Here is a 22,101-nt window from a genome sequence, read left to right on the forward strand (position 1 = left end):
CCCATTTGCGCGGCGGAGCCTCGGGTGGGCGGCGCGAACGCCGCCCACCCGCACGAAGGCTCAGGCCAGCTTCTTGCTCAGGTTCTGGTCCAGCGCGTTCATGAACTCGTCGGTGGTCAGCCACGGCGCGTCCCGCGCGATGAGCAGCGCGAGGTCCTTGGTCATCTGGCCACCCTCGACGGTCTCGATGCAGACCTGCTCGAGCTTGTCGGCAAACTCGGTGACCGCCGGCGTGTTGTCCAGCTTGCCCCGGTGAGCGAGGCCGCGCGTCCAGGCGAAGATCGAGGCGATCGGGTTGGTCGAGGTCTTCTCGCCCTTCTGCCACTGCCGGTAGTGCCGGGTGACAGTGCCGTGCGCCGCCTCGGCCTCGACCGTACGGCCGTCGGGCGTCATGAGCACCGACGTCATCAGGCCCAGCGAGCCGAAGCCCTGCGCCACCGTGTCGGACTGCACGTCGCCGTCGTAGTTCTTGGCGGCCCACACGAAGCCGCCCTCCCACTTCAGGGCGGCCGCGACCATGTCGTCGATCAGGCGGTGCTCGTACGTGATGCCGGCCGCCGCGAACTGGTCCTTGAACTCCGCCTCGAACACCTCGGCGAACAGGTCCTTGAAGCGGCCGTCGTACGCCTTGAGGATCGTGTTCTTGGTGGACAGGTAGACCGGGTAGCCGCGGTCCAGCCCGTACCGGAACGAGGCGCGCGCGAAGTCGCGGATCGAGTCGTCGAAGTTGTACATGCCCATCGCGATGCCGCCGCCGGGGAACTTCGCCACCTCAAGCTCGACGGGCGCGGAGCCGTCCTGCGGCGTGTACGTGATGGTCACCGTGCCGGGGCCGGGCACCACGAAGTCGGTCGCCTTGTACTGGTCGCCGTGGGCGTGACGGCCGATGATGATGGGCTTGGTCCAGCCGGGCACGAGGCGCGGCACGTTGGACATGATGATCGGCTCGCGGAAGACCACGCCGCCGAGGATGTTGCGGATCGTGCCGTTCGGCGAGCGCCACATCTTCTTGAGGCCGAACTCCTCCACCCGCGCCTCGTCGGGCGTGATGGTGGCGCACTTGACGCCGACGCCGTGGCGCTTGATGGCGTTGGCCGCGTCGATCGTGACCTGGTCGTCGGTCTCGTCGCGGTACTGGATCGAGAGGTCGTAGTACTCGAGCTCGACATCGAGGTAGGGCAGGATCAGCTGCTCCCGGATCTGCTTCCAGATAATCCGGGTCATCTCGTCGCCGTCGAGCTCGACAACGGGGTTCTCTACTTTGATCTTCGCCATCGAGCCGGCGCTCCTCTCCGGGCAGTTTACTAAGCAGTACGAGCGTACTGCACGGCCTAGACTGCCCAGCATGCCACTCACCCGTGCCCTCGGCCCAATGGCGGTCGTCGCCCTCCACGACGGCGACGGGACGTTCTTTCAGCCGCGCGAGGAGGCATTTCCGCAGGTCAGCGACGAGCTGTGGGCGCGCGCCGACGAGCGCGACCCGGGCGCCGTGACGGCGGACGGGCAGTGGCTGCTGCGGTTTCGGTGCTTCGCGGTGCGGCACGGCGACCGCGTGACGCTGGTCGACGCGGGCATCGGACCCGCGGACTCGCTCGCCGCCTCCTGGGCTCCCGTGCCCGGCCGCCTGCCGCAGGAGCTGGCCGCCGCCGGCATCGACCCGGCCGACGTCGACACCGTGGTCCTCAGCCATCTCCACACCGACCACATCGGCTGGGCCGTCATCGGCACGCCATATTTTCCGAATGCCACCTACCTGGTGCAACGCGCGGACGTGGCGGCGTTCGCGCGGCCCGCGCTCGAAGACCGCCTCTTCGCGCCACTCAAGGCGACCGGACAGCTCAGGCTCGTGGAGGGCGACGTCCCGATCTCCGCGGGAGTCACCGCGATCGCGACGCCCGGCCACACGCCGGGGCATCAATCGGTGCTTGTCGAGTACGGGGAGCAGCAGCTACTCATCACGGGCGATCTGTTGGTCCACGCCGTCCAGCTCATCGCGCCGGATATCCCGTACCTGCATGAAATGGACCCGGAGACGGCGCGCAACTCCCGGACGAAGCTGTTGAAACCCGACATCATCCTCGCCACACCCCATCTGACCGAGCCGTTCGTCCGGGCGTAAGGGGCGATTCACCGCCATCCACGACTGTCAGTGCATGGCTAACCCGTACCCCATCAGCCGGCGGCACTTCGTCGCCGCAGGCGCTGGCCTCGTGGTCGGACCCATGCTCCTCTCCATCGACGACGGCGCCGAAGCACACATCCGCTCGACGGCGGGCGGCCCGCTCCCGCCCGGCCTCTTCACGCTCGGCGTGGCCTCCGGCGACCCGCTGCCGGACGCCGTCGTCATCTGGACCCGCCTCGCCCCGCAGCCGCTGGCCGGCGGTGGCATGCCCGAGCGTGCGGTCGCCGTGCACTGGGAGGTAGCCGAGGACGAGCGCTTCCGCCGCATCCGCCAGCGTGGCGTCGCCGTCGCCCACCCGAAACTCGGCCACTCGGTGCACGTCGACGTGCGCGGGCTGCGCCCGGACAGCGTGTACCACTACCGCTTCCGCGCCGGCAGCGAGATCTCGCCCGTGGGGCGTACCCGCACCGCGCCGGCGGCGCACGCACGGCCGCGGCAGCTGCGCTTCGCGTTCGCCAGCTGCCAGGACTACCAGGCGGGCCTGTACACGGCACACCATCACCTGGCGCAGGAGGACCTGGCGTTCGTGGCCTTCCTCGGCGACTACATCTACGAGAACACGCCCAACCCGGCCGCCTTCCGCGTGCACGAGGGCACCGGTGAGCCGATCACGCTCGCGCAGTACCGCAACCGGCACGCCCAGTACCGCACCGACCCGGACCTGCAGAGCTCGCACGCCGCGTTTCCGTGGATCGTCACCTTCGACGACCACGAGGTGGACAACAACTGGGCCGACGAGATCCCGCAGGACCCCGACCTGCAGTCGCCGGAGGCGTTCCGGGCGCGGCGGGCGGCGGCGTTCCAGGCGTACTACGAGCACATGCCGCTGCGCCGCGAGGCGACGCCCCGCGGGCTGGACATGCGCCTCTACCGGCGGCTCCGCTTCGGCGGCCTGGCGAGCGTGCACGTGCTGGACACGCGGCAGTACCGCAGCGACCAGGCTGCCACGATCGAGGAGGCGAACGACCCGGCCCTGAGCATGACCGGCGCCGAGCAGGAGCGGTGGCTGGTGCGCGGCCTGCGCGAGTCCGGCAGCACCTGGAACGTGCTGGCCAACCAGGTCATGTGGGCGTCCAACGACCGCCGCGCCGGGCCGGAGAAGGTCTACGACCTGGACAACTGGGACGGGTACCGGGTGCAGCGCCGCCGGCTGCTGGAGTTCTTCGGCTCCGGCCAGGTGGACAACCCCGTCGTGATCACGGGTGACCGCCACTGCACGTGGGTGTGCGACCTCAAGCCGGACTTCGACGACCCCGCCTCGCCGGTCGTGGGCGCCGAGATCACCGGTACGTCGATCACGTCGGGCGGCAACGCGGACCCGGTGCCGTTCCACAACACGTACGACCCGATCATGGCGGAGAGCCCGCACTGGAAGTACATCGACAACCAGCGCGGCTACGTGGTCTGTGACGTCACGCGCGAGCGGATGCTCAGCTCGCTGCGGCTCGTCGACACGGTGCGCGCACCGGACTCCACCGTGCGAACGGCCGCCCAGTTTCTGGTGGAAGCCGGGCGGCCGGGCATTTCAGTGGTCAACCGGGGCTAGAGCGTGGCGATGTCGGCCTGCTTGGCGCGGACCGCCTCGGCGGCCTCCTTCAGGCCGGCCAGCTCCGACTCGGTGAGGTCGGTCTCGACGACCCGCTTGACGCCGGTGGCGCCGATCTCGGCCTCGACGCCGAGGTACACGCCGGAGATGCCGTACTCGCCGTCGACCCATGCGCAAACGGGGAGTACGGCGCCGGAGTCCTCAGCCACGGCGCGCGCCATGCGGGCGGCGGCCGCGGACGGCGCGTAGTAGGCCGAGCCGGTCTTCAGCAGCGCCACGACCTCGGCACCGCCGTTGCGGGTACGGACGACAAGCTCCTCGACCTTGTCGGCGGGCAGCAGCTCGGCGAGCGGCTTGCCGTTGACCGTGCACTTCGACGGCACCGGCACCATCGTGTCGCCGTGCGAGCCGAGCGTCAGGGTCTTCACCGAGCCGACCGGTACGGCAAGCGCCTCGGCGACGAAGTGGCTGAAGCGGGCGGTGTCGAGCATGCCGGCCTGGCCGAGCACGCGGTTCTTCGGGAAGCCGGTGGCGAGCTGGGCGAGCGCGGTCATCTCGTCGAGCGGGTTGGAGACGACGATGACGACGGCGTTGGGCGCGTACTTCGCGATGTTTTCGGAGACCTGCCGCACGATCTTGGCGTTGACGCCGAGCAGGTCCATCCGGCTCATGCCGGGCTTGCGCGGCAGGCCGGCGGTGACGACCACGACGTCCGAGCCCTCGATGACCTCGTAACCCTCGCCGTTCTGACCGGTCGTCTGCCCGACGACCTTCGTCTCGAAGCCCTCGATCGGCCGCGACTGGTTGAGGTCGAGCGCGAGACCTTCGGGCTTGCCCTCGACAATGTCGGTGAGCACAACCGTGTCGAAGATGTCGTATTCGGCTAGCCGCTGCGCCGTCGTGGAGCCGTAGAAACCGGCGCCGACGACGGTGACCTTCTTGCCCATGGTCGTCTCACTCCCTGATACGGACGGCACTCTTTTCCGGACCGTATCAGCCGTGCTAAGTGCAGGTTCCGTTGACCGGTGACCCTGTGCCGGTCCACACGTACGCGTCGCTCACCCAACTCCCGTCGGAGAGCTTGTTCCACAGGTCGGTGACGTAGCTGTTGCGGCCCGTGTGCCGGGTGCCGCGCGCCGAGCAGGTGATCGTCACCGTGTCGCCGTCGGTCAGCTTGCCCACGACCGCGTTCGCGATGCCCGGGCCGGAGCGCTTGTTGAGCGTGGTGCCGCCGTCGGTGTCCACCACGCCCTGGTTGAGGCCGAGCGCGCCGTAGTTGTAGAGGCCGCCGCCCACCGCGACCCGCTTCGAGCCGTGCAGCGCCGCGCCTTCGTAGGCAGCGCCGGCCGCCAGGATCACCCATTTGCCGAAGGCGTACTTGTCGATCGCCACGTACGCGTTGTCCCGCCGCAGCGAGAAGTGCACGTGCTTGCCGGTGGAGCGGCCGCCGCAGGAGACGTCGTTGCCGATGTTGCCGAGGAACGCTCCCTCGGCCACCCGCTTGCCGTCCACTTTGATGTTGCCTTCGAGGTGGTAGTAGTCGGTCGCGAAGCCGCGGTCGTGCACCACGCGCACCCAGCCCTTGCCGGACCTGCACATCGTGTACGCCAGCCCGGCGCGCGCCGCGAGCACCCGGCCGTCGCCGCCGGCCATGTCGATCGAGCTGCGCACGCTGCCGTTCATCGGGTGCGGCCCGCCGGTGTACCGCCAGGTCTGCCCCACCGCGAACGGCAACCGCATCCCGGTGCGCCGGTCGGTGGTGGCCGCCGCGCGCCGGCTGACCTTGGCCGCGCCCAGGGTGCGGCGCTCGTCGCCGGTGAGGATCACCGCGTCCGCGCTGAGCGTGGCGAACTCCGCCTCGCCCTCCAGCGCGACCCGCCAGATGCCGGTCTCCCGCTTGGCCACGAAGAGCCAGCCCTGCGGGTACACCCGCTCGACCGAGCGGGCCGGCCGGACGGCGGTGCCGAAGCCCCACCGGCTGGTGCTGCGGGCCGCGACGTTCACCTGCGTGGTCGGCCCGAGCCGCGCGACGACAGCGGCCACGAGGCCGTCGGTCGGCGCGGCGACGGCCGGCGCAGGCACTCCTACCAGGGTCACCGTCAGGATCACGATAGGGAGCCGCATGATCCGATCATGAACAGAACACGCGGATCGGTCACGCCGCCGCGCCGGGAAAGTCCGACTTATCCGGCGCCTCGCGGCGCTCCGCCGCGCTTCGCGCGGCGCCTCACTGGGGCCTCGCCCGGGGTTGATCAGGGACTTGGTGGAGCGACTCACCGACCGACACGCCCACAAACTCCCTGATCATCGCGCGGGGCCGTCGTGGGTGAGCCGGCAGTGCCGACGAGCCAACAGGAGGGGCGCGTTAGAGGCGCTCGGCGCGTTCGACCACGTTGGTCAGCAGCATCGCCCGGGTCATCGGGCCGATGCCGCCGGGGACGGGGGCCAGCGCGCTGGCCACCTGCGCGACCTCGGGGGCGACGTCGCCGGTGTAGACGCCCTTGCCGTCCGCGCCGACCACGCGGGTGATGCCGACGTCGACCACGACCGCGCCGGGACGGACCATGTCGGCCGTGACAAGGCCGGGCACGCCGGCGGCGGCGATCACGATGTCGGCCGAGCGTATGTGCGCGGCCAGGTCACGGGTGCCGGTGTGGCAGAGGGTCACTGTCGCGTTTTCACTCCTGCGGGTGAGCAGCAACCCGAGCGGGCGCCCCACCGTCGTGCCCCGCCCGACCACCGTCACCTCGGCGCCGCGCAGCTCCACCCCGAACCGCCGGAGGATCTCCACGATCCCCCGCGGCGTGCAGGGCAGGGGCGCGTCGTAACCGAGCACCAGGCGCCCCAGGTTGACCGGGTGCAGCCCGTCGGCGTCCTTGTCCGGGTCGATCAGCTCCAGCACGCGCTGGGTGTCGATCTGCGGCGGCAGTGGCAGCTGAACGATGTACCCATGGCAGGCCGGGTCGGCGTTGAGCTCGGCCACGACGGCCTCGACCTGCTCCTGCGTGGCGTCGGCGGGCAGCTCGCGCTGGATCGAGGCGATGCCCACCTCGGCGCTGTCGCGGTGCTTGCCCCGCACGTACGCGTGTGACCCCGGGTCGTCGCCCACCAGCACCGTGCCGAGACCTGGAACGATGCCCCTTTCGGCGAGAGCCTTTACCCGCGCCCGCAGGTCGTCCTTGATTGCGGACGCGGTTGCCTTACCGTCCAGGAGTGTCGCGGTCACGCCGCAAATGGTCTCATAGGGAGCCGAAGAGAAAGTGATGAGGGACGTCATGCAGGTACGTGCGATCGCCGTCTGTGCGGTCCTCCCGATGGCCGCGGCGCTGGCCTTGACAGCGTGCGACCCACTGGGCGGCGACTCGGCGAGCGGCACCGGCCCGCGCTCGGTGAGCGTGCAGATAGCCGAGCCGCAGCACCTCCTGCCGACGAATACGAACGACGCGGACGGCGCCCAGGTGCTCGCCGCGCTCTTCGCTCCGCTGGTCGAGTACGACGGCGAGCACCGGCCGCAGGAGCTGGCCGCCGAGTCGATCAAGTCGGCCGACCGCCGGGTCTGGACCATCACGCTCAAGGACGGCTACACCTTCCACAATGGCGAGAAGGTGACCGCCGACAGCTACATCAACGCGTGGAACTACGGCGCCTACGCGCCCAACAAGCAGAGCAACGGCTATTACTTCGCCAAGATCGCTGGGTACGCGGACACCCAGCCCACCGACCCCGACGGGCCCGGTCCCGAGCCGGTCGCGGAGCCCGCCGCGAAGACGCTCTCCGGCCTGAAGAAGGTGGACGACCGCACATTCCGGGTCACGCTCTCCACGCCGTTCACCGAGTTCAAGGCGATGCTCGGGGACGCCGCCTTCTACCCGCTGCCGAGCACCGCGTGGAAGGAGCCGGGCGTGCTCGCCGACGGCTTCGAGGACGCGATCGTGGGGCAGGGGCCGTTCAAGCTCAAGGGCGGCTGGCGGGACAAGTCGGCGATCGAGGTCGAGCGCTTCGACGCGTACCCCGGTGACAAGCCCTCCGTCGACGGCGCCGCCTTCCGGATCTACGACAACCTCACGAAGGCGTACGAGGACGTGCGCGACGGCAACCTCGACGTGATCCGCACGATCCCCGCGGAGAAGGTGGGCGAGGCGGCCAAGGACCTCGACGGCCGGGCCGGCAGCGCACCCGACTCGACGATCCAGTTCCTCGCGTTCCCGACGTTCCTGCCGGCCTTCTTCAAGGGCAGCGTCCGGCGCGCGATCTCCATGGCGATCGACCGGGATGCGCTGGTCAAGTCGATCTTCCACGGGTCGCAGAAGCCGGCCCGCTCATTCGTCGCGCCGGTCGTGACCGGGTACCGGGAAAACAGCTGCGGGGCGGCCTGCCAGTTTGACCCGGCCGAGGCCAAGCGCCTCTACACCGAGGCCGAAGGGCCGGGCGCGCTCCAGATCAGCTACAACGAGGACGGCGGCCACCGGGCCTGGGTCGAGGCGACCTGCGCGCAACTGGTGGCCAACCTCGGCGTGCAATGCACCGCGGTGCCCGAGCAGCGCTTCGGCGACGTGCTCGCCGTGGTCGAGCAGCGCAAGGCGGTGGGCCTGTTCCGGATGGGTTGGCCGATGGACTACCCGTCGATGGAGAGCTACCTCGCCCCGCTCTACTCGACGGCCGGCTCGTCCAACTACGCCGGCTACCACAACGCCCGCTTCGACAGCCTGCTCAACGAGGCGATGCAGGCGCCGAACGAGGGCGACACGGTCAAGAAGTACCAGGAGGCGGAGGACATCCTCGCCCGGGACATGCCGGTGATCCCGCTCCGCTTCGGGCAGAACAACTACGGCTACTCGGCCCGGGTCAAGGGTCTTGAGCTCGACGTGTACGGCCGGGTCAACCTGGCCAAGCTGACGGTCAGCGCCGCCGCCTGAGGGCGGCGGCGCCAGCCGCTCGCGTCAGTGGAAGAAGTGGCGCGTGCCGGTGAGGTACATCGTGACGCCGGCCGCGTTGGCCGCCGCGACGACCTCTTCGTCGCGCACCGAGCCGCCGGGCTGCACGACCGCGCGGACGCCCGCCTCGGCCAGCACCTGAAAGCCGTCGGCGAACGGGAAGAACGCGTCCGATGCCGCGACCGCCCCGGCCGCACGGCCGTTCGAGCGGGCCACCGCGAGCCGGGCCGAGTCGACGCGGTTGACCTGGCCCATGCCGACGCCGACCGTGGCGCCGTCGGCGGCGATGAGGATCGCGTTCGACTTCACCGCGCGCACCGCCCGCCAGGCGAACGCGAGGTCACGCAGGTCCTCGACCGGCTCACCGGCCACGAGCCGCCAGGTCGACGGGTCGTCGCCGGGCGCGTCGATGCGGTCGCTGACCTGCACGAGCACGCCGCCCCCGACCGGCCGCCACTCGGCGGGAAGTGGCTGCCACGCCGGCGCGACAAGGATGCGCAGGTTTTTCTTGGCGGAGAGCGCCTCGACGGCACCGTCCTCGTAGGACGGTGCGACGATCACCTCGGTGAAGATGTCGGCCACCTGCTTGGCCATCTCGACCGAGACGGCGCGGTTGACCGCGATCACCCCGCCGTACGCCGAGACCGGGTCGCAGGCGTGCGCCTTGCGATGTGCGTCGGCGACGTCGGCCGCGATCGCGATACCGCAGGGGTTGGCGTGCTTGATGATCGCCACCGCCGGGTCGCCGAAGTCGTTGGCCGCCCGCCAGGCCGCCTCGGCGTCGACGTAGTTGTTGTACGACATCTCCTTGCCGTGCAGCTGCCGCGCCTGCGCCAGCCCCGGCGGCGAGTCCGGGTTGAGGTAGAGCGCGGCCTGCTGGTGCGGGTTTTCGCCGTACCGCAAGACGTCGGCCCGGCGCAGCGCCAGCCCGGCGAAGGCCGGCCACCCGCGCGGGTCGGGGTCGAGCACGGCGGCGGTCCACTGGGCCACCGCGATGTCGTACTCGGCGATGTCCGCGAACGCGCGGGCCGCGAGGGACTTGCGCTGCGCGAGCGTGAAGCCACCGCCGCCGAGGGCATCAATGATCATCGGGTACGCGGCGACGGAGGTCACCACCGCGACCGAGGCATGGTTTTTCGCGGCCGCGCGCACCATCGCCGGGCCGCCGATGTCGATCTGCTCGACGCACTCGTCCTCGGTGGCGCCAGAGTCGACCGTCTCGCGGAACGGGTAGAGGCTGGAGACAAGCAGGTCGAACGGGCGCACGCCGAGCTCGGCCAGCTGCGCCTCGTGCGCCGCGAGCCGCAGGTCGGCCAGGAGCCCCGCGTGGATCGCCGGGTGCAGCGTCTTGACCCGGCCGTCGAGCGTCTCCGGGAAGCCGGTCACGTCCTCGACCCGCGTCACCGGCACGCCCGCCGCCTCGATGGTCGTGGCGGTGGAGCCCGTGGAGACCAGCTCGACGCCGGCCGCGTCCAGCGCCTTGGCCAGCTCGGGCAGGCCGGTCTTGTCGTACACGCTGATCAGAGCACGCCGGATCGGCCGCCGCCCGTCGTCCGAGCTCATGGGATCGAGACCTTTCTTCCGTTGATGGTCCAGCCCTCGCGGACCAGGCGGCCGACCGACTCCACAAGCTGGCGCCGCTCGGCCTCCTTGATCCGCTCGGTGAGCGTCTCCTCCGTGTCGTCGGACAGCACGGGCACCGCGACCTGGGCGATGATCGGCCCGGTGTCCACACCGGAATCCACGAAGAACAGCGTCGCGCCGGTCACCCGCACCCCGTAGGCCAGCGCGTCGCGCGGCCCGTGCATGCCGGGAAATGCGGGGAGCAGCGAATTGTGCGTGTTGATGTAGCGGTCGCCGAAGGCGTCCAGGAAGCTCGCACCCACCAGCTTGAGGAAGCCCGCGGAGATCACCAGGTCAGGCTTGTGCTCGGCGACGTGGCCGGTGAGTGCGGCGTCCCACTCCTCGCGCGTCGGGTAGGCCCGGACGGAGTCGACAAAGGTCGGAACCCCCGCCGCGGCGGCCCGGTCGAGGCCCGCGATGCCGTCTCGATCGGCACCGACGGCGACGACCCGCGCCCCGTACGCCTGGTCGGCGGCGGCGTCGAGCAGAGCCTGCAGGTTGCTGCCGGAGCCGGAGACCAGGACCACGAGGCGAGCGGCTTCACGCACGTCGAAACCTTACCGGGACCTCGCGGAGTGGCGATGAGCAGGTACGCTGCCGATCGCCGTGGGTCACCCGGCAGGAGGACCCAGCACCCTCGTCACCAAGGAGCTTCCGATGCAGCCCGGCTATCCAGGCCAGGACCCGTACGGCCAGCAGCCTCAGGACCCCAACGCACAGCCACCCTACGGCCAGCCCCAGTACGGTCAGCCGCAATATGGCCAGCCGCCGACGTCCGGCCAGCCTTATGGCCAGCCGACCTCGGGCCAGCCGAGCTCCGGGCAGCCGTACCACGACCCGTACTCCGCGCCGCAGCAGCCCGCTTACCAGGACCCCTACGCGGCTCAGCAGCCGTACCAGGATCCGTACGGGCAGCCGCCGACCTCGGGTCAGCCGTATCCGCAGGCGCCGATCTACCCGGGCACCGGCTACGGCCCGCCCGCGCCCACGGGCCAGAGCAACACCCAGGGCCTGCTCGCCATGATCTTCGGTATCGCCTCGATCCCGCTCGCGCTCTGCTGCGCGTTTCTCGGCCTGGGCCTGGGTGTGGCCGGCGCGATTCTCGGCTTCCTGGGTCGCAACAAGGCCGACCAGGGTCTGGCCAGCAACCGCGGGCAGGCGCAGGCCGGTCTGATCTGCGGCATCATCGGCGCCGTCATCGGCGTAGCGAACGGCATTCTCGGCCTCGTGCTGAACATTGGCTATAACTTCTAGGAATCTGTGCAGCTGACGGGTCTTGACGTGCAAGTGATCAAACGCGAGCATCGTCCAGCTACGTCAAAACGGCAGAGAAAGAAATTGGGGAGGAACAGAAAGTGACCGCACCATACCCGCCGCCCGCCGCGCAGCCGGCCAACGACAAGACCACTCTCTGGGGTGTTCTTGGCATCGTGCTCGGCCTGATCTGCTGCCCCATCCTGGGCGTGGTCTTCGGCGTCCTGGCGCTGCAGGAGGCCAAGAAGGCCGGCAAGCCGCCGACGCTGGCCTACATCGCGTTCGCCGCGAGCGCCGTGAGCCTCATCTGGAACATCTACTACATCTCCACGTCGCTCTGACCAGCGAGCTTGCGGGGGCGCTCCGGGCAACCGGGGCGCCCCGAGGCGTTTTCAGGGGCCGGTGAAGATCCGGGTACCCGCCGCGCCGATCACCGCGCCCACGGCCACCACCAGCGCCGACATCGCCGCCACCTGCCAGGCGACCGGCCCGATCTGCGCCATCCGCCCGCCGCCGAGCGGGCCGCCGGAGACCACCGCGCCGACGCCGAGCACGAGCCCGGCGATGGGTCCGGACAGCACGGCCGCGCCGAGCAGCGCCCGCCACCGCGTGGCCGGGGCCGCCCGCAGCATGCGGCGGGCGAGCAGCCAGCCCGCGGTCATTCCCGCCACGACGGGCACCGCGAGCAGCGCCGCGCCGGCACCGCCGAGGGGTCCTTCCGGCAGGCCGGCCAGCAGGGGTACCGCGGGCAGCGCGCCGACCGTCACCTCTGTGGTGCGCACGACCGTGTCGGTGCCGACGGCGAAGCCCGGCCCGAGCAGGTAGGCGGCGGACCAGACGGCGGCGTTCGGCGCGTACGCGAGGCTGACCAGCGTGATTCCGGCCTGGCCGGTCACCCCGGTCTGGTACGCGCCGAGCATGTCGCTCGCGTTGCCGGCGCCCAGGGCCACGGCCAGCCCAGCCGCTCCCGCACCCGCGCCGAGCACCAGCAACGCGGCCACCACGCCGGTGCGCAGCGCGTCGCGGAGCACGCCCGGCATCCGGCGGGCCAGCAGCCGCAGCGCGCCGGTCGTGCGGAGCGCGCCGACCAGCGCCGCCACGGCGCCGAAGGCGGCGAGCGTCAGGCCGGCCCGAGGCGGTGAGGCCGAGACGTTTCCGGTGTTGAGCACGATCGCGGCGAGCAGGCCGATCACCCCGTACCCGAGGCCGACCGCGCCCGCGACCGCAAGCGCCTGCGCCGGCGTGCCGCGGTGGCGCGCGCCGATCGCGCGGCTGACGTGCACGCCCGCGCGGGAGACCCGCCAGGCGGCGAGCCCGGCGAGTGCCAGCGGGGCCAGGCCGAGCGGCCCGGTGGACGTGTCCAGCGGTACGCCGTGTCCGAGCAGCCAGCCGGCCAGGCCGAGGCGGGCGGCGCCGGACAGGGAGCCCGCGTCCTCGGCAAACTGGGCGAGGGCGAGCACAAGTGCCACCGGGACGTACGAGACGAGGGCAGCCCAGGCGGTGGCCACGCCGACGGCCAGCGGGAGCGGCGCACGGCGAGCTCGCCGGGAGGCGCGGCCGGGGCCGGCACCACGGGCCGTGCCGGAGCGCTGGCTGGGCAGCCGGACGGTCTCCTGCTCCCGGACCGAGATGCGCACGGTCTCCCGCTCCGCCGCGCTCGCCGCACGCCCCGAGCGGCCGGCCGGGTTTTCCGGCTCGGACTGGTCAGGGGTGGTGGCTGGCATCAGGCCCTACTCTGACACGCGCTGGCGCCGGCTCGATGGCGACACCACCGTCGATCATGGCGTTCTCGGGGCAATATGCGGCCATAACGGGATGTTTTCGCGCTAGCCTCAGCCGAGGACCGCGATCATCGGGGGTCGCGGACGTGACCCGCGGAGATCAGCATGAGCGCACCGTACCCGCCACCGCCGCCAGCTCCGTCCAACGACCGCACCACGCTGTGGGGCGTACTCGGCATCGTGATCGGCCTGATCTGCTGCTGGCCCCTCGGACTCCTCTTCGCGTTCCTCTCCTTCCGCGAGGCCCGGAAGGTGGGCAAGCAGCCGACGCTCGCCTACATCGCGTTCGCCTGCTGCGCGATCGGCATCATCTGGAACATCATCTACGCGGCCAACCGCTGACAGCACGAAGGGCTCCCCGCACGGGGAGCCCTTCGACGAAATGCCTGGCGTCAGCTCATCAGCTCGCGCATGAGCCGGGCCGTCTCGCTCGGGGTCTTGCCGACCTTGACGCCGGCCGCCTCCAGCGCGACCTTCTTGGCGTCGGCGGTGCCGGACGAGCCGGAGATGATCGCACCCGCGTGCCCCATGGTCTTGCCGGGCGGCGCGGTGAAGCCGGCGATGTACGCCACGACCGGCTTGGTCACGTTGGCCTTGATGAACTCCGCGGCCCGCTCCTCGGCGTCGCCGCCGATCTCACCGATCATCACGATCGCGTCGGTGTCGGGGTCGTCCTGGAAGGCGGCCAGCGCGTCGATGTGCGTCGTGCCGATCACCGGGTCGCCGCCGATGCCGACGCTGGAGGAGAAGCCGATGTCGCGCAGCTCGTACATGAGCTGGTAGGTGAGCGTGCCGCTCTTGCTCACCAGGCCGATGCGGCCGGCGCCGGTGATGTCGGCGGGGATGATGCCCGCGTTGGAGGCGCCGGGCGAGGCGATGCCGGGGCAGTTGGGACCGATGATGCGGGTCTTCTTGCCCTTCGCGACGTTGTAGGCCCAGAAGGCCGCCGTGTCGTGCACCGGGATGCCCTCGGTGATCACCACGGCGAGCGGGATCTCGGCGTCGATCGCCTCGATGACCGCGGCCTTGGCGAACGCCGGAGGCACGAAGATCACCGTGACGTCGGCGCCGGTCTCCTTCATCGCGTCGGCCACGGTCGCGAAGACCGGGAGCGCCGTGCCGTCGAAGTCGACCGTCTGACCTGCCTTGCGCGGGTTGGTACCGCCGACCACGTGCGTGCCCGCGGCAAGCATCCGCCGGGTGTGCTTGGAGCCCTCGGAACCGGTGATGCCCTGGACGATGACCTTCGAGTCCTTGGTCAGCCAGATTGCCATGATCAGACTCCTGCCGCGGCGAGCTCGGCGGCGCGCTCGGCCGCCCCATCCATAGTGTCCACCCGCTCGACCAGCGGGTTGGCCGCGCCGTCGAGGATGGCCCGACCGGCTTCGGCGTTGTTGCCGTCGAGCCGTACGACCAGCGGCTTGGTCACCTGCTCGCCGCGCTGCTCCAGCAGGGCCAGCGCCTGCACGATGCCGTTGGCGACCTCGTCGCAGGCGGTGATGCCGCCGAAGACGTTGACGAACACGCTCTTCACCGACGGGTCGGAGAGCACGATCTCCAGGCCGTTGGCCATGACCGCCGCGCTCGCGCCGCCGCCGATGTCGAGGAAGTTGGCCGGTTTGACGCCGCCGTGCGCCTCGCCCGCGTACGCCACGACGTCGAGCGTCGACATGACGAGGCCCGCGCCGTTGCCGATGATGCCGACCTCGCCGTCGAGCTTGACGTAGTTGAGGTCCTTGTCCTTGGCGCGCTGCTCCAGCGGGTCGACCGCGGCCTGGTCGACGAGCTCCTCGTGCTCCGGGTGGCGGAAGGCGGCGTTGGCGTCCAGCGTCACCTTCGCGTCGAGGCACAGCACCTGGCCGGTGTCGGTCTTGGCCAGCGGGTTGACCTCGACCAGCGTCGCGTCCTCGGCGACGAAGGCCTGCCACAGCTTCACCGCGATCTCGACCACCTGGTCGGCAACGTCCGCGGGGAAGCCCGCGTGCGCCACGATCTCGCGGGCCTTGGCCTCGTCGACGCCCACGTTCGCGTCGATCGCGACCTTGGCCACCTTGTCCGGCGACTCCTCGGCGACCTGCTCGATCTCCATGCCGCCGGCCACGCTGGCGATGCAGAGGAACGTACGGTTCGCGCGGTCGAGCAGATAGGAGAAGTAGTACTCCTCCGCGATGTCCGCGGTCACCGTCAGCATGACCTTGTTGACCGTGTGACCCTTGATGTCCATACCGAGGATGTTCGTGGCGTGAGCCACCGCCTCCTCGTCGTTGTCAGCGAGCTTGACCCCGCCGGCCTTGCCCCGGCCACCGACCTTCACCTGGGCCTTGACGACCACGCGTCCGCCAAGGCGCTCGGCGATCGCGCGGGCCTCCTCCGGGGTCGTGGCGACGCCACCGGCCAGCACGGGCAGGCCGTGCCGGTCGAACAGCTCGCGCCCCTGGTACTCGTACAGGTCCACGTAGCACCCTCAGCGTGAGAAAACGGTTGACGCCTGTCATCGGAAATAAACAGGCCATTGGGCGCAGCCTAGCGACCGGCGTACGGCTGGCAACCGAACGGGTGATTGGTGTGCGGTACTGCACAACCGGGAGTCAGTTGACGCGTACCCGGCCGCCGGAAAAGTGGGCGACGGCCGCGATGATCTCGGCCTCGGGACGGTCGGCGAAGTTGAGCGGCGCGGTGAAGCCGGTGCCGAACACGAGCTGCTGCACGCTGGAGTCGAGCGCGGTGAACGTGCCGAGGTTCGTGCCGGTGCGCGGGTCGCGCGGCTTGACGCAGAGCAGCTTGTCAAACGTCCAGCGCCGCTGGTACACCCGCTCGATCGCCTCCCACGGCAGCCAGATCGCCTGCCCTCGGGTGGGCCGCGTCTTGATCCAGAGCCCGGCCGGGCTGAACGCGAGCACCGGGCCGCCGGAGGTGAGCAGCCAGAGCTGCAGCCCGAAGATGAGCCCGAACATCACCGCGAAGCAGCCGAACACGCCGAGCCCGGCCAGCGGCTCCCCCGAGCCGAGGCCCACGAAGGCGGCGAAGAGAAGGGAGAAGCCGCCACCGACACCGCCGAAGAGGAGCACGCGCTTCTTGACGCTGTGCCGCGCGACGAACGGAAGGTCCTCCGGGATCCGCTTGACCACCGGCGGCGGCTGCTGCGGCTGCGGATAGGGCGGCGGCTGCTGCGGATAGCCCTGCGGGTACGGCGGCGGCTGCTGCGGGTAGGGGCGCTGCTGCGGCGGCCCGTACTGCTGCGGGTACTGCGGCTGCTGCTGGGGATATGTGCCGGGCGGTGGCGGGTATCCGCCCGGCTGCGGCGGCTGCCAGCCGCCGGGAGGCTGCTGCGGGGGGACGGTCACGAACGCTCACGTTACGCGTGGCGCGCACCCCGCAGATACAGCGGGAATCTTTTTGCGACGGCCGCGTAACCCCTGTGAAGGGCGTCGTTGATTCAAGTGTCTGAGCGATACAGCGACGACGAAGACGGCCGATGCCCTGTCGGTCGAGGGGTGGCGGCGGGGCATCGTGCATAGAGAGGCCGGACGTGTGAGGGGTGCGTCCGGCCTCTCCCTTTTTGCATTGCCTGTCCACTGTGGATTCGCCGCAGTTTGACGGTGCGTGATGCTATGCCACCGGTTGCGTGACGTTCTCCCGGACCCATTCGACGATGGCCGTTGTCGTGGCACCCGGAGTAAATATCTTCGCTACGCCGAGTCGCTCCAGTTCTGGAATGTCGGCGTCCGGAATGATGCCGCCACCGAAGACGACGATGTCGCTCGCATCCCGCTCGGCCAGCAGCTCCAGGACCCGGCGGAAGAGCGTCATGTGCGCCCCGGAGAGCACCGACAGGCCGACCGCGTCGGCATCCTCCTGGATCGCCGTCTCCACGATCTGCTCCGGCGTCTGGTGCAGCCCGGTGTACACGACCTCCATGCCCGCGTCGCGCAGCGCCCGCGCCACCACTTTGGCGCCGCGGTCGTGACCGTCCAGGCCCGGCTTGGCGACGACGACCCGTATCCGAGAACTCATCAGCACTGCACCTTCCCGACCGCACTGCTACCTGAACGAACGGTAACCCGGCGAACGCGCAGCGGAACAGCGACCCCTCCGGACCTGCGCCGGGACCGTCCTTTAAGGAGGGCAAGCATTTAAAGCTGTTGAACGGATCACATAACTATCAGTATTATTCGATGTGACGCAACGCTACTAACGAGTGGGCACACAAATAGTAACGAATTCCGGCATTCCACAACGGACAGTACGAGGTTCTGTAGGGAATTTGCCTGTTCCGCTTGTGACACGCCTATCGACTTAGTTACGGTGTCCCACGGTTGTCATCCCGGCCCCCACGGGAGGACAGCGCGGCAGCCGAGCGTCCACCCCCCTCACCTGACGCTCGTCACCGCCAGCCTGACGGATACCGGAGGATGTGCGTGCGCCAGCGCTTGTCGTCTGAGCCCGACCGCTATCGCGGCCGACGGCGCGTCCCCACCCCACCGCGCAGCCGCTACGCGGCGGTCGTCACCACCGCGTTCGTCGGCGCCGGGATTGTGGCGCTCGGTGCGGGCGCCATGCCGGACGCGAAGACGGTCGACCCGTCGGCAATCGCCGACCTCGACCAGGCCTCGACCCAGCAGGATCTCGCCGAGCGCGCGGAGGACGCCGACAGAGCGTCCCGCGACGGGCGGTCCGACACGACCCAGGTGGCGTCCGACGACACCTGGCGGCTCCCGCTCCACGGCTACGAGTTCACGTCGGCCTACGGGATGCGTTGGGGCCAGCTGCACGCCGGCGTCGACCTCGCCGCGCCGGAGGGCACGCCCTACGTGGCGGTCCACTCGGGCACGGTCAAGATGGCCGGTTACTACGGCGGCTACGGCTACGCGGTGATCGTCGACCACGGCGACGGCATCGAGACCATCTACGGCCACTCTTCGCAGGTCGCGGTCAAGACCGGCCAGCAGGTGAAGGCCGGCGACACCCTCGGCTACGTGGGCAGCACCGGCCACGCTTACGGCAACCACCTGCACCTTGAGGTGCATGTCAACGGCACGCCGCGCGACCCGGTCCCCTACCTGCGCGACCACGGGGCGGACATAAAGCTTGAAGTCGAGGCAATTTCCACCGATGTAGCCGCCTCCTGACGCTGCGTACTGTCCTTTAAACCGCCCACACCTCCCGGCGTGGGCGGTTTTTTCACGCCCCTGACCAGGCAAAGTTTCCCTCGTCACAGTGGCAGATGTGACGCACACCACAACGATGTCCGCTGGATCTACCGGGTGGTAGCCCCGCAAATCCGGGCAAAGCAGCTCGCGCTCGCTCGAACCTCCGTCGATGGCATCTCCCACCCCTTCCCGTGGTGAACGGCAGGCAAACCAACATTTGCCGGTCCGACAAACCACGGAGGTCCCCCGTGCAGAGCACTCCCCCTATGTACCGACCCACGCTCGCCCCCGCGATCGTGAGGTCATCCGGCACCGGGTACGCACCCGGCTCGCCGGACGCGCCCGCTTCGTCCTGCCCGCCGCGGTCCTGCTTCTCGGCCTGCCCGTGGCCGCCGTCTCCGCGGCGGTGAGCGGCGGCGACCCGGGACCGGCCAGCACGCTGGCCGTCACCGCCGGCCAGGAGGCGCGGGCGGACGCGGCAGACCGCGCGGACCGCGCTGAGCGCCCGTCGACCCCGTCGCCGTCGGCCACCACCTCGGCCCCGGCCGCCGGTGCCAAGGCGGCCGCGCCCGAGACCGCGAAGAAGGAGGAGGCCGCGCCCGCACCGAAGGCCACGACCGCCAAGCCCAAGGCCACCCCCGCCTGGGTCACCCCGATGCCGGGCGGCGAGATCACATCATGCTTCGGGCAGCGCTGGGGCGTACTGCACGCCGGGCTCGACCTGGCCGCCGACGAGGGCACGCCCATCCACGCGGCGGCCGCGGGGACGGTTCTGGCCGCCGGCTGGGTCTACGCCGGCTACGGCATCTCGGTGATGATCGACCACGGCAGCGGCATACAGACCCACTACGCTCACCAGTCGCGCACCATCGTGCAGCCCGGCCAGAAGGTCAAGGCCGGCCAGGTCATCGGCTACGAGGGCTCGACGGGCGACTCGACGGGCCCGCACCTGCACTTCGAGGTGCACCAGGGTCTGTGGAACCAGATCAACCCGGCCCCGTTCATGCGGTCCCGCGGGGTGAACCTCGGCTGCTGAGGCCGGCTTGCCGTCCGGACCGGGGCGAGTGGGTCGCTCCGGTCCGGTCCTTCAAATCTTGGTGAGATCTGTCGGAACGGGTTGGATCTTTGGGAAGGCCGCCGCGACCGGCGGTCTTCAGATCTTTTCGATCGGCGCGTGGCGGAGCACGATCCACATCACCTGGTCGCCGAAGTCGACCTTTGCCTGTGCCCGGGCGCCGTATCCCTCCACTTCGACCACGCGGCCCATCCCGTAGCGCTGGTGGTTGATGCGGTCGCCGGCGCTCACGCTCGGGACCTGGGGCAGGTCGCTGGCCGTGGCGAGCTTGGCGCTGTCGACGCCCAGGCGCTCGGCCAGGCGGGCGGCCTTGGCCGTGCCGCCGGTGAAGGTGCCGCGGGTCTGGCCGCCCGGTGCGGAGGAGCGCCCGCCGATGCCGCCGCCGGTGCCTGACCACGACGTGTACGCCGAGTCGGTGCGCTCCCACCGCACCAGGTCGTTCGGGAGCTCGGCGAGGAAGCGGGAGGCCGGGTTGTACTGCGGCTGGCCCCACGCGCCGCGGGTCATCGCGCGGGAGATGTAAAGGCGCTGGCGGGCGCGGGTGATGCCCACGTAGGCCAGGCGCCGCTCCTCCTCCAGCTCGCGCGTGTCGCCCAGCGAGCGCAGGTGTGGGAACACACCGTCTTCGAGGCCGGTCAGGAACACCACGGGGAACTCGAGGCCCTTGGCGGTGTGCAGCGTCATCAGCGTGACCACACCCTGGTGCTCCGGGTCGTCGGAGGGCACCTGGTCGGCGTCGGCCACGAGCGCCACCTGCTCCAGGAAGCCGGCCAGCGTGGCGCCTGCCGCGCTGGCCTCGGTGCCTTCCTCAGCGGCCTCGGCTTGGGCCTCGGCCCGCTCCGTGTACTCCCGGGCGACGCTCACGAGCTCCTGCAGGTTTTCCACCCGGCCGGCGTCCTGCGGGTCGAGGCTCTCCTCGATCTCGGCCAGGTAGCCCGAGCGCTGCAGGACCGCCTCCAGCACCTCCTCCGGCGGGGCGGTCTCGGCCAGCTCGCGCACGCTGTCGAGCAGCGCGACGAAGTCGGCGATGCCGTTGGCCGCGCGGGTGGAGATGCCCGGTGCCTCGGAGGCGCGGCGCAGGGCGGCGCCGAACGAGATGCGGTCGCGGCTGGAGAGCGCCTCGACGCAGGCCTCGGCGCGGTCGCCGATGCCCCGCCGCGGGGTGTTGAGGATACGGCGGATGCTCACCGTGTCGTCGTCGTTGACGATGGCCCGCAGGTACGCCAAGGCGTCGCGGACCTCCTTGCGCTCGTAGAAGCGGACGCCGCCGACGACCTTGTACGGCAGGCCGACGCGGATGAAGACCTCTTCGAAGACACGGGACTGCGCGTTGGTGCGGTAGAACACCGCCACGTCGCCGGGACGAGCCTGGCCGGCGTCGCAGAGGCGGTCGATCTCGCGGGCCACCCAGTCGGCCTCGGCGTGCTCGGTGTCCGCGACGTATCCGACGATCTGCTCGCCCTGGCCCTCCTCGCTCCACAGGCGCTTGGGCTTGCGCGAGCTGTTTCGGTCGATAACCGCGTTGGCCGCGTTGAGGATGGTCTGGGTGGAGCGGTAATTCTGCTCCAGCAGGATCGTGCGCGCGTCGGTGAAGTCGCGCTCGAACTCCAGGATGTTGCGGATCGTGGCGCCGCGGAACGCGTAGATCGACTGGTCGGCGTCGCCCACGACGCACAGCTCGGCCGGCTCAAGGCCGGGCGTGCCGGAGACCAGCTCCTTGATCAACACGTACTGCGCGTGGTTTGTGTCCTGGTACTCGTCGACCAGCACGTGCCGGAACCGCCGCCGGTAGGTCTCCGCCACGTGCGGGTGCGACTGGAGCAAGTGGACGGTGGTCATGATGAGGTCGTCGAAGTCCAGCGCGTGCGCCTCTTTCAGACGCCGCTGGTACAGCGTGTATGCCTCGGAGATGGCCCGCTCGGCCGGTCCCTTGGCCCGCTCGGCGAAGCCCTCGGGGTCGATCAGCTCGTTTTTCAGGTTGGAGATCTGGTGCGCGAGGCCGCGCGCCGGGTAGCGCTTGGGGTCGAGGTCGAGCTCCCGCGCCACCATCTGCATCAGGCGCCGCGAGTCGTCGGCGTCGTAGATCGAGAACGTCGACTTGAGCCCCGCGTGCTCGTGCTCGGCGCGCAGGATGCGCACGCAGGCGGAGTGGAAAGTCGACACCCACATCAGGCGGGCCCGGCCACCGACCAGCGCGGCCACCCGCTCCTTCATCTCACCGGCGGCCTTGTTGGTGAAGGTGATCGCGATGATCTGGCCGGGATGCACGTCGCGCGCGGCCAGCAGGTAGGCGATCCGGTTGGTGAGCACCCGGGTCTTGCCCGAGCCGGCACCGGCCACGATCAGCAGCGGCGAGCCGGCGTGCTCCACCGCCTCGCGCTGCGGCCCGTTGAGCCCTTCCAGCAGCTTTTCGGGGTCGAGTCGGGGGCGCCTGGGCCGCTTGGGCTGCGCCTCCGGCTCGTGAGCGGCGGTGGCGTCGCCCTCGGCAGCGGCGCCCTGCTGCGGGCCTGGGGATGGGATGTCAAAGAGAGCATGCATCGCGCACCGAGTCTATGC

At 70.3% G+C, this 22,101-nt stretch carries 20 protein-coding genes; 8 read left to right on the forward strand and 12 right to left on the reverse strand.

What is annotated here, in order from left to right:
• Positions 1–60: 60 nt before the first annotated feature.
• Positions 61–1,275, reverse strand: coding sequence for an NADP-dependent isocitrate dehydrogenase (locus Phou_RS14545; protein WP_173056537.1), 1,215 nt, complete (start codon positions 1,273–1,275; stop codon positions 61–63).
• A gap of 70 nt (positions 1,276–1,345) precedes the next feature.
• Here Phou_RS14545 and Phou_RS14550 point away from each other — a divergent pair, with 70 nt between their 5' ends.
• Both Phou_RS14550 and Phou_RS14555 read left to right on the forward strand, forming a co-directional pair.
• Positions 1,346–2,119 (forward strand): MBL fold metallo-hydrolase, encoded by a 774-nt coding sequence (locus Phou_RS14550; RefSeq protein WP_173056538.1) that lies wholly within the window; start codon positions 1,346–1,348, stop codon positions 2,117–2,119.
• Positions 2,120–2,153: 34 nt separating this feature from the next.
• Complete coding sequence (locus Phou_RS14555; RefSeq protein WP_218579026.1) at positions 2,154–3,728, forward strand: alkaline phosphatase D family protein; 1,575 nt, start codon at positions 2,154–2,156, stop codon at positions 3,726–3,728.
• Here the strand turns inward: Phou_RS14555 and mdh are convergent.
• From mdh to Phou_RS14570, 3 genes are all read right to left on the reverse strand, one after another.
• The gene (mdh, locus tag Phou_RS14560) at positions 3,725–4,675 is read right to left on the reverse strand and encodes a malate dehydrogenase (protein ID WP_173056539.1); all 951 of its coding nucleotides are present in this window, start codon (positions 4,673–4,675) and stop codon (positions 3,725–3,727) included. The genes Phou_RS14555 and mdh overlap by 4 nt on opposite strands.
• Before the next feature lie 55 nt (positions 4,676–4,730).
• Positions 4,731–5,852 (reverse strand): M23 family metallopeptidase, encoded by a 1,122-nt coding sequence (locus tag Phou_RS14565; protein ID WP_173056540.1) that lies wholly within the window; start codon positions 5,850–5,852, stop codon positions 4,731–4,733.
• Positions 5,853–6,093: 241 nt separating this feature from the next.
• Positions 6,094–6,954 (reverse strand): bifunctional methylenetetrahydrofolate dehydrogenase/methenyltetrahydrofolate cyclohydrolase, encoded by an 861-nt coding sequence (locus Phou_RS14570; RefSeq protein ID WP_173056541.1) that lies wholly within the window; start codon positions 6,952–6,954, stop codon positions 6,094–6,096.
• A gap of 49 nt (positions 6,955–7,003) precedes the next feature.
• Here Phou_RS14570 and Phou_RS14575 point away from each other — a divergent pair, with 49 nt between their 5' ends.
• The gene (locus Phou_RS14575) at positions 7,004–8,644 is read left to right on the forward strand and encodes a peptide ABC transporter substrate-binding protein (protein WP_173058388.1); all 1,641 of its coding nucleotides are present in this window, start codon (positions 7,004–7,006) and stop codon (positions 8,642–8,644) included.
• A gap of 24 nt (positions 8,645–8,668) precedes the next feature.
• Here the strand turns inward: Phou_RS14575 and purH are convergent, their stop codons facing one another.
• Positions 8,669–10,225, reverse strand: a complete 1,557-nt coding sequence (purH, locus tag Phou_RS14580; RefSeq protein ID WP_173056542.1) for a bifunctional phosphoribosylaminoimidazolecarboxamide formyltransferase/IMP cyclohydrolase — start codon at positions 10,223–10,225, stop codon at positions 8,669–8,671.
• Positions 10,222–10,833 (reverse strand): phosphoribosylglycinamide formyltransferase, encoded by a 612-nt coding sequence (purN, locus tag Phou_RS14585; RefSeq protein ID WP_173056543.1) that lies wholly within the window; start codon positions 10,831–10,833, stop codon positions 10,222–10,224. The genes purH and purN overlap by 4 nt, the downstream gene beginning before the upstream one ends.
• Before the next feature lie 109 nt (positions 10,834–10,942).
• On the opposite strand from purN, the gene Phou_RS14590 reads away from it, so the two are divergent.
• Complete coding sequence (locus Phou_RS14590; protein WP_173056544.1) at positions 10,943–11,539, forward strand: DUF4190 domain-containing protein; 597 nt, start codon at positions 10,943–10,945, stop codon at positions 11,537–11,539.
• A gap of 101 nt (positions 11,540–11,640) precedes the next feature.
• On the forward strand, positions 11,641–11,880 hold the full coding sequence (locus Phou_RS14595) for a hypothetical protein (protein ID WP_173056545.1): 240 nt from the start codon (positions 11,641–11,643) through the stop codon (positions 11,878–11,880).
• Between the two features lie 51 nt (positions 11,881–11,931).
• On the opposite strand, the gene Phou_RS14600 is transcribed toward Phou_RS14595, so the two are convergent.
• A complete protein-coding gene (locus Phou_RS14600; RefSeq protein WP_246273555.1) occupies positions 11,932–13,263 on the reverse strand; it encodes a cell division protein PerM in 1,332 nt (443 codons plus the stop codon).
• Positions 13,264–13,425: 162 nt separating this feature from the next.
• On the opposite strand from Phou_RS14600, the gene Phou_RS14605 reads away from it, so the two are divergent.
• Complete coding sequence (locus Phou_RS14605) at positions 13,426–13,662, forward strand: hypothetical protein (protein WP_173056546.1); 237 nt, start codon at positions 13,426–13,428, stop codon at positions 13,660–13,662.
• 50 nt (positions 13,663–13,712) lie between these two features.
• On the opposite strand, the gene sucD is transcribed toward Phou_RS14605, so the two are convergent.
• The 4 genes from sucD to icmB form a co-directional block, all read right to left on the reverse strand.
• Positions 13,713–14,594, reverse strand: a complete 882-nt coding sequence (gene sucD, locus Phou_RS14610; protein WP_173056547.1) for a succinate--CoA ligase subunit alpha — start codon at positions 14,592–14,594, stop codon at positions 13,713–13,715.
• A gap of 2 nt (positions 14,595–14,596) precedes the next feature.
• Entirely contained in the window at positions 14,597–15,775 is a 1,179-nt protein-coding gene (gene sucC, locus Phou_RS14615; protein WP_173056548.1) for an ADP-forming succinate--CoA ligase subunit beta, read from the reverse strand.
• A gap of 133 nt (positions 15,776–15,908) precedes the next feature.
• Positions 15,909–16,664, reverse strand: a complete 756-nt coding sequence (locus Phou_RS50610) for a hypothetical protein (protein ID WP_178134964.1) — start codon at positions 16,662–16,664, stop codon at positions 15,909–15,911.
• A 265-nt stretch (positions 16,665–16,929) separates the two neighbouring features.
• Positions 16,930–17,334, reverse strand: coding sequence for a coenzyme B12-dependent isobutyryl CoA mutase small subunit (gene icmB, locus Phou_RS14625; protein ID WP_173056549.1), 405 nt, complete (start codon positions 17,332–17,334; stop codon positions 16,930–16,932).
• A gap of 404 nt (positions 17,335–17,738) precedes the next feature.
• Here icmB and Phou_RS14630 point away from each other — a divergent pair, with 404 nt between their 5' ends.
• Together Phou_RS14630 and Phou_RS14635 are read left to right on the forward strand one after the other, a co-directional pair.
• Complete coding sequence (locus Phou_RS14630) at positions 17,739–18,449, forward strand: M23 family metallopeptidase (RefSeq protein WP_173056550.1); 711 nt, start codon at positions 17,739–17,741, stop codon at positions 18,447–18,449.
• A 238-nt stretch (positions 18,450–18,687) separates the two neighbouring features.
• Positions 18,688–19,506, forward strand: coding sequence for a M23 family metallopeptidase (locus Phou_RS14635; RefSeq protein WP_246273556.1), 819 nt, complete (start codon positions 18,688–18,690; stop codon positions 19,504–19,506).
• A 117-nt stretch (positions 19,507–19,623) separates the two neighbouring features.
• On the opposite strand, the gene pcrA is transcribed toward Phou_RS14635, so the two are convergent.
• On the reverse strand, positions 19,624–22,083 hold the full coding sequence (gene pcrA, locus Phou_RS14640; protein WP_173056552.1) for a DNA helicase PcrA: 2,460 nt from the start codon (positions 22,081–22,083) through the stop codon (positions 19,624–19,626).
• Between the last annotated feature and the right edge of the window lie 18 nt (positions 22,084–22,101).

The sequence above is a fragment of the Phytohabitans houttuyneae genome (assembly GCF_011764425.1).
Classification (GTDB): domain Bacteria; phylum Actinomycetota; class Actinomycetes; order Mycobacteriales; family Micromonosporaceae; genus Phytohabitans; species Phytohabitans houttuyneae.

Coding starts and splice junctions, on each gene's coding strand:
- sucD (WP_173056547.1), bottom strand. CDS start 14,594: ATGGCAATCTGGCTGACCAAGGACTCGAAGGTCATCGTCCAGGGCATC.
- Phou_RS14555 (WP_218579026.1), top strand. CDS start 2,154: ATGGCTAACCCGTACCCCATCAGCCGGCGGCACTTCGTCGCCGCAGGC.
- Phou_RS14590 (WP_173056544.1), top strand. CDS start 10,943: ATGCAGCCCGGCTATCCAGGCCAGGACCCGTACGGCCAGCAGCCTCAG.
- Phou_RS14575 (WP_173058388.1), top strand. CDS start 7,004: ATGCAGGTACGTGCGATCGCCGTCTGTGCGGTCCTCCCGATGGCCGCG.
- Phou_RS14565 (WP_173056540.1), bottom strand. CDS start 5,852: ATGCGGCTCCCTATCGTGATCCTGACGGTGACCCTGGTAGGAGTGCCT.
- pcrA (WP_173056552.1), bottom strand. CDS start 22,083: ATGCATGCTCTCTTTGACATCCCATCCCCAGGCCCGCAGCAGGGCGCC.
- Phou_RS14550 (WP_173056538.1), top strand. CDS start 1,346: ATGCCACTCACCCGTGCCCTCGGCCCAATGGCGGTCGTCGCCCTCCAC.
- Phou_RS14545 (WP_173056537.1), bottom strand. CDS start 1,275: ATGGCGAAGATCAAAGTAGAGAACCCCGTTGTCGAGCTCGACGGCGAC.
- purH (WP_173056542.1), bottom strand. CDS start 10,225: ATGAGCTCGGACGACGGGCGGCGGCCGATCCGGCGTGCTCTGATCAGC.
- icmB (WP_173056549.1), bottom strand. CDS start 17,334: ATGAGTTCTCGGATACGGGTCGTCGTCGCCAAGCCGGGCCTGGACGGT.
- Phou_RS14605 (WP_173056546.1), top strand. CDS start 13,426: ATGAGCGCACCGTACCCGCCACCGCCGCCAGCTCCGTCCAACGACCGC.
- Phou_RS14600 (WP_246273555.1), bottom strand. CDS start 13,263: ATGCCAGCCACCACCCCTGACCAGTCCGAGCCGGAAAACCCGGCCGGC.
- mdh (WP_173056539.1), bottom strand. CDS start 4,675: ATGGGCAAGAAGGTCACCGTCGTCGGCGCCGGTTTCTACGGCTCCACG.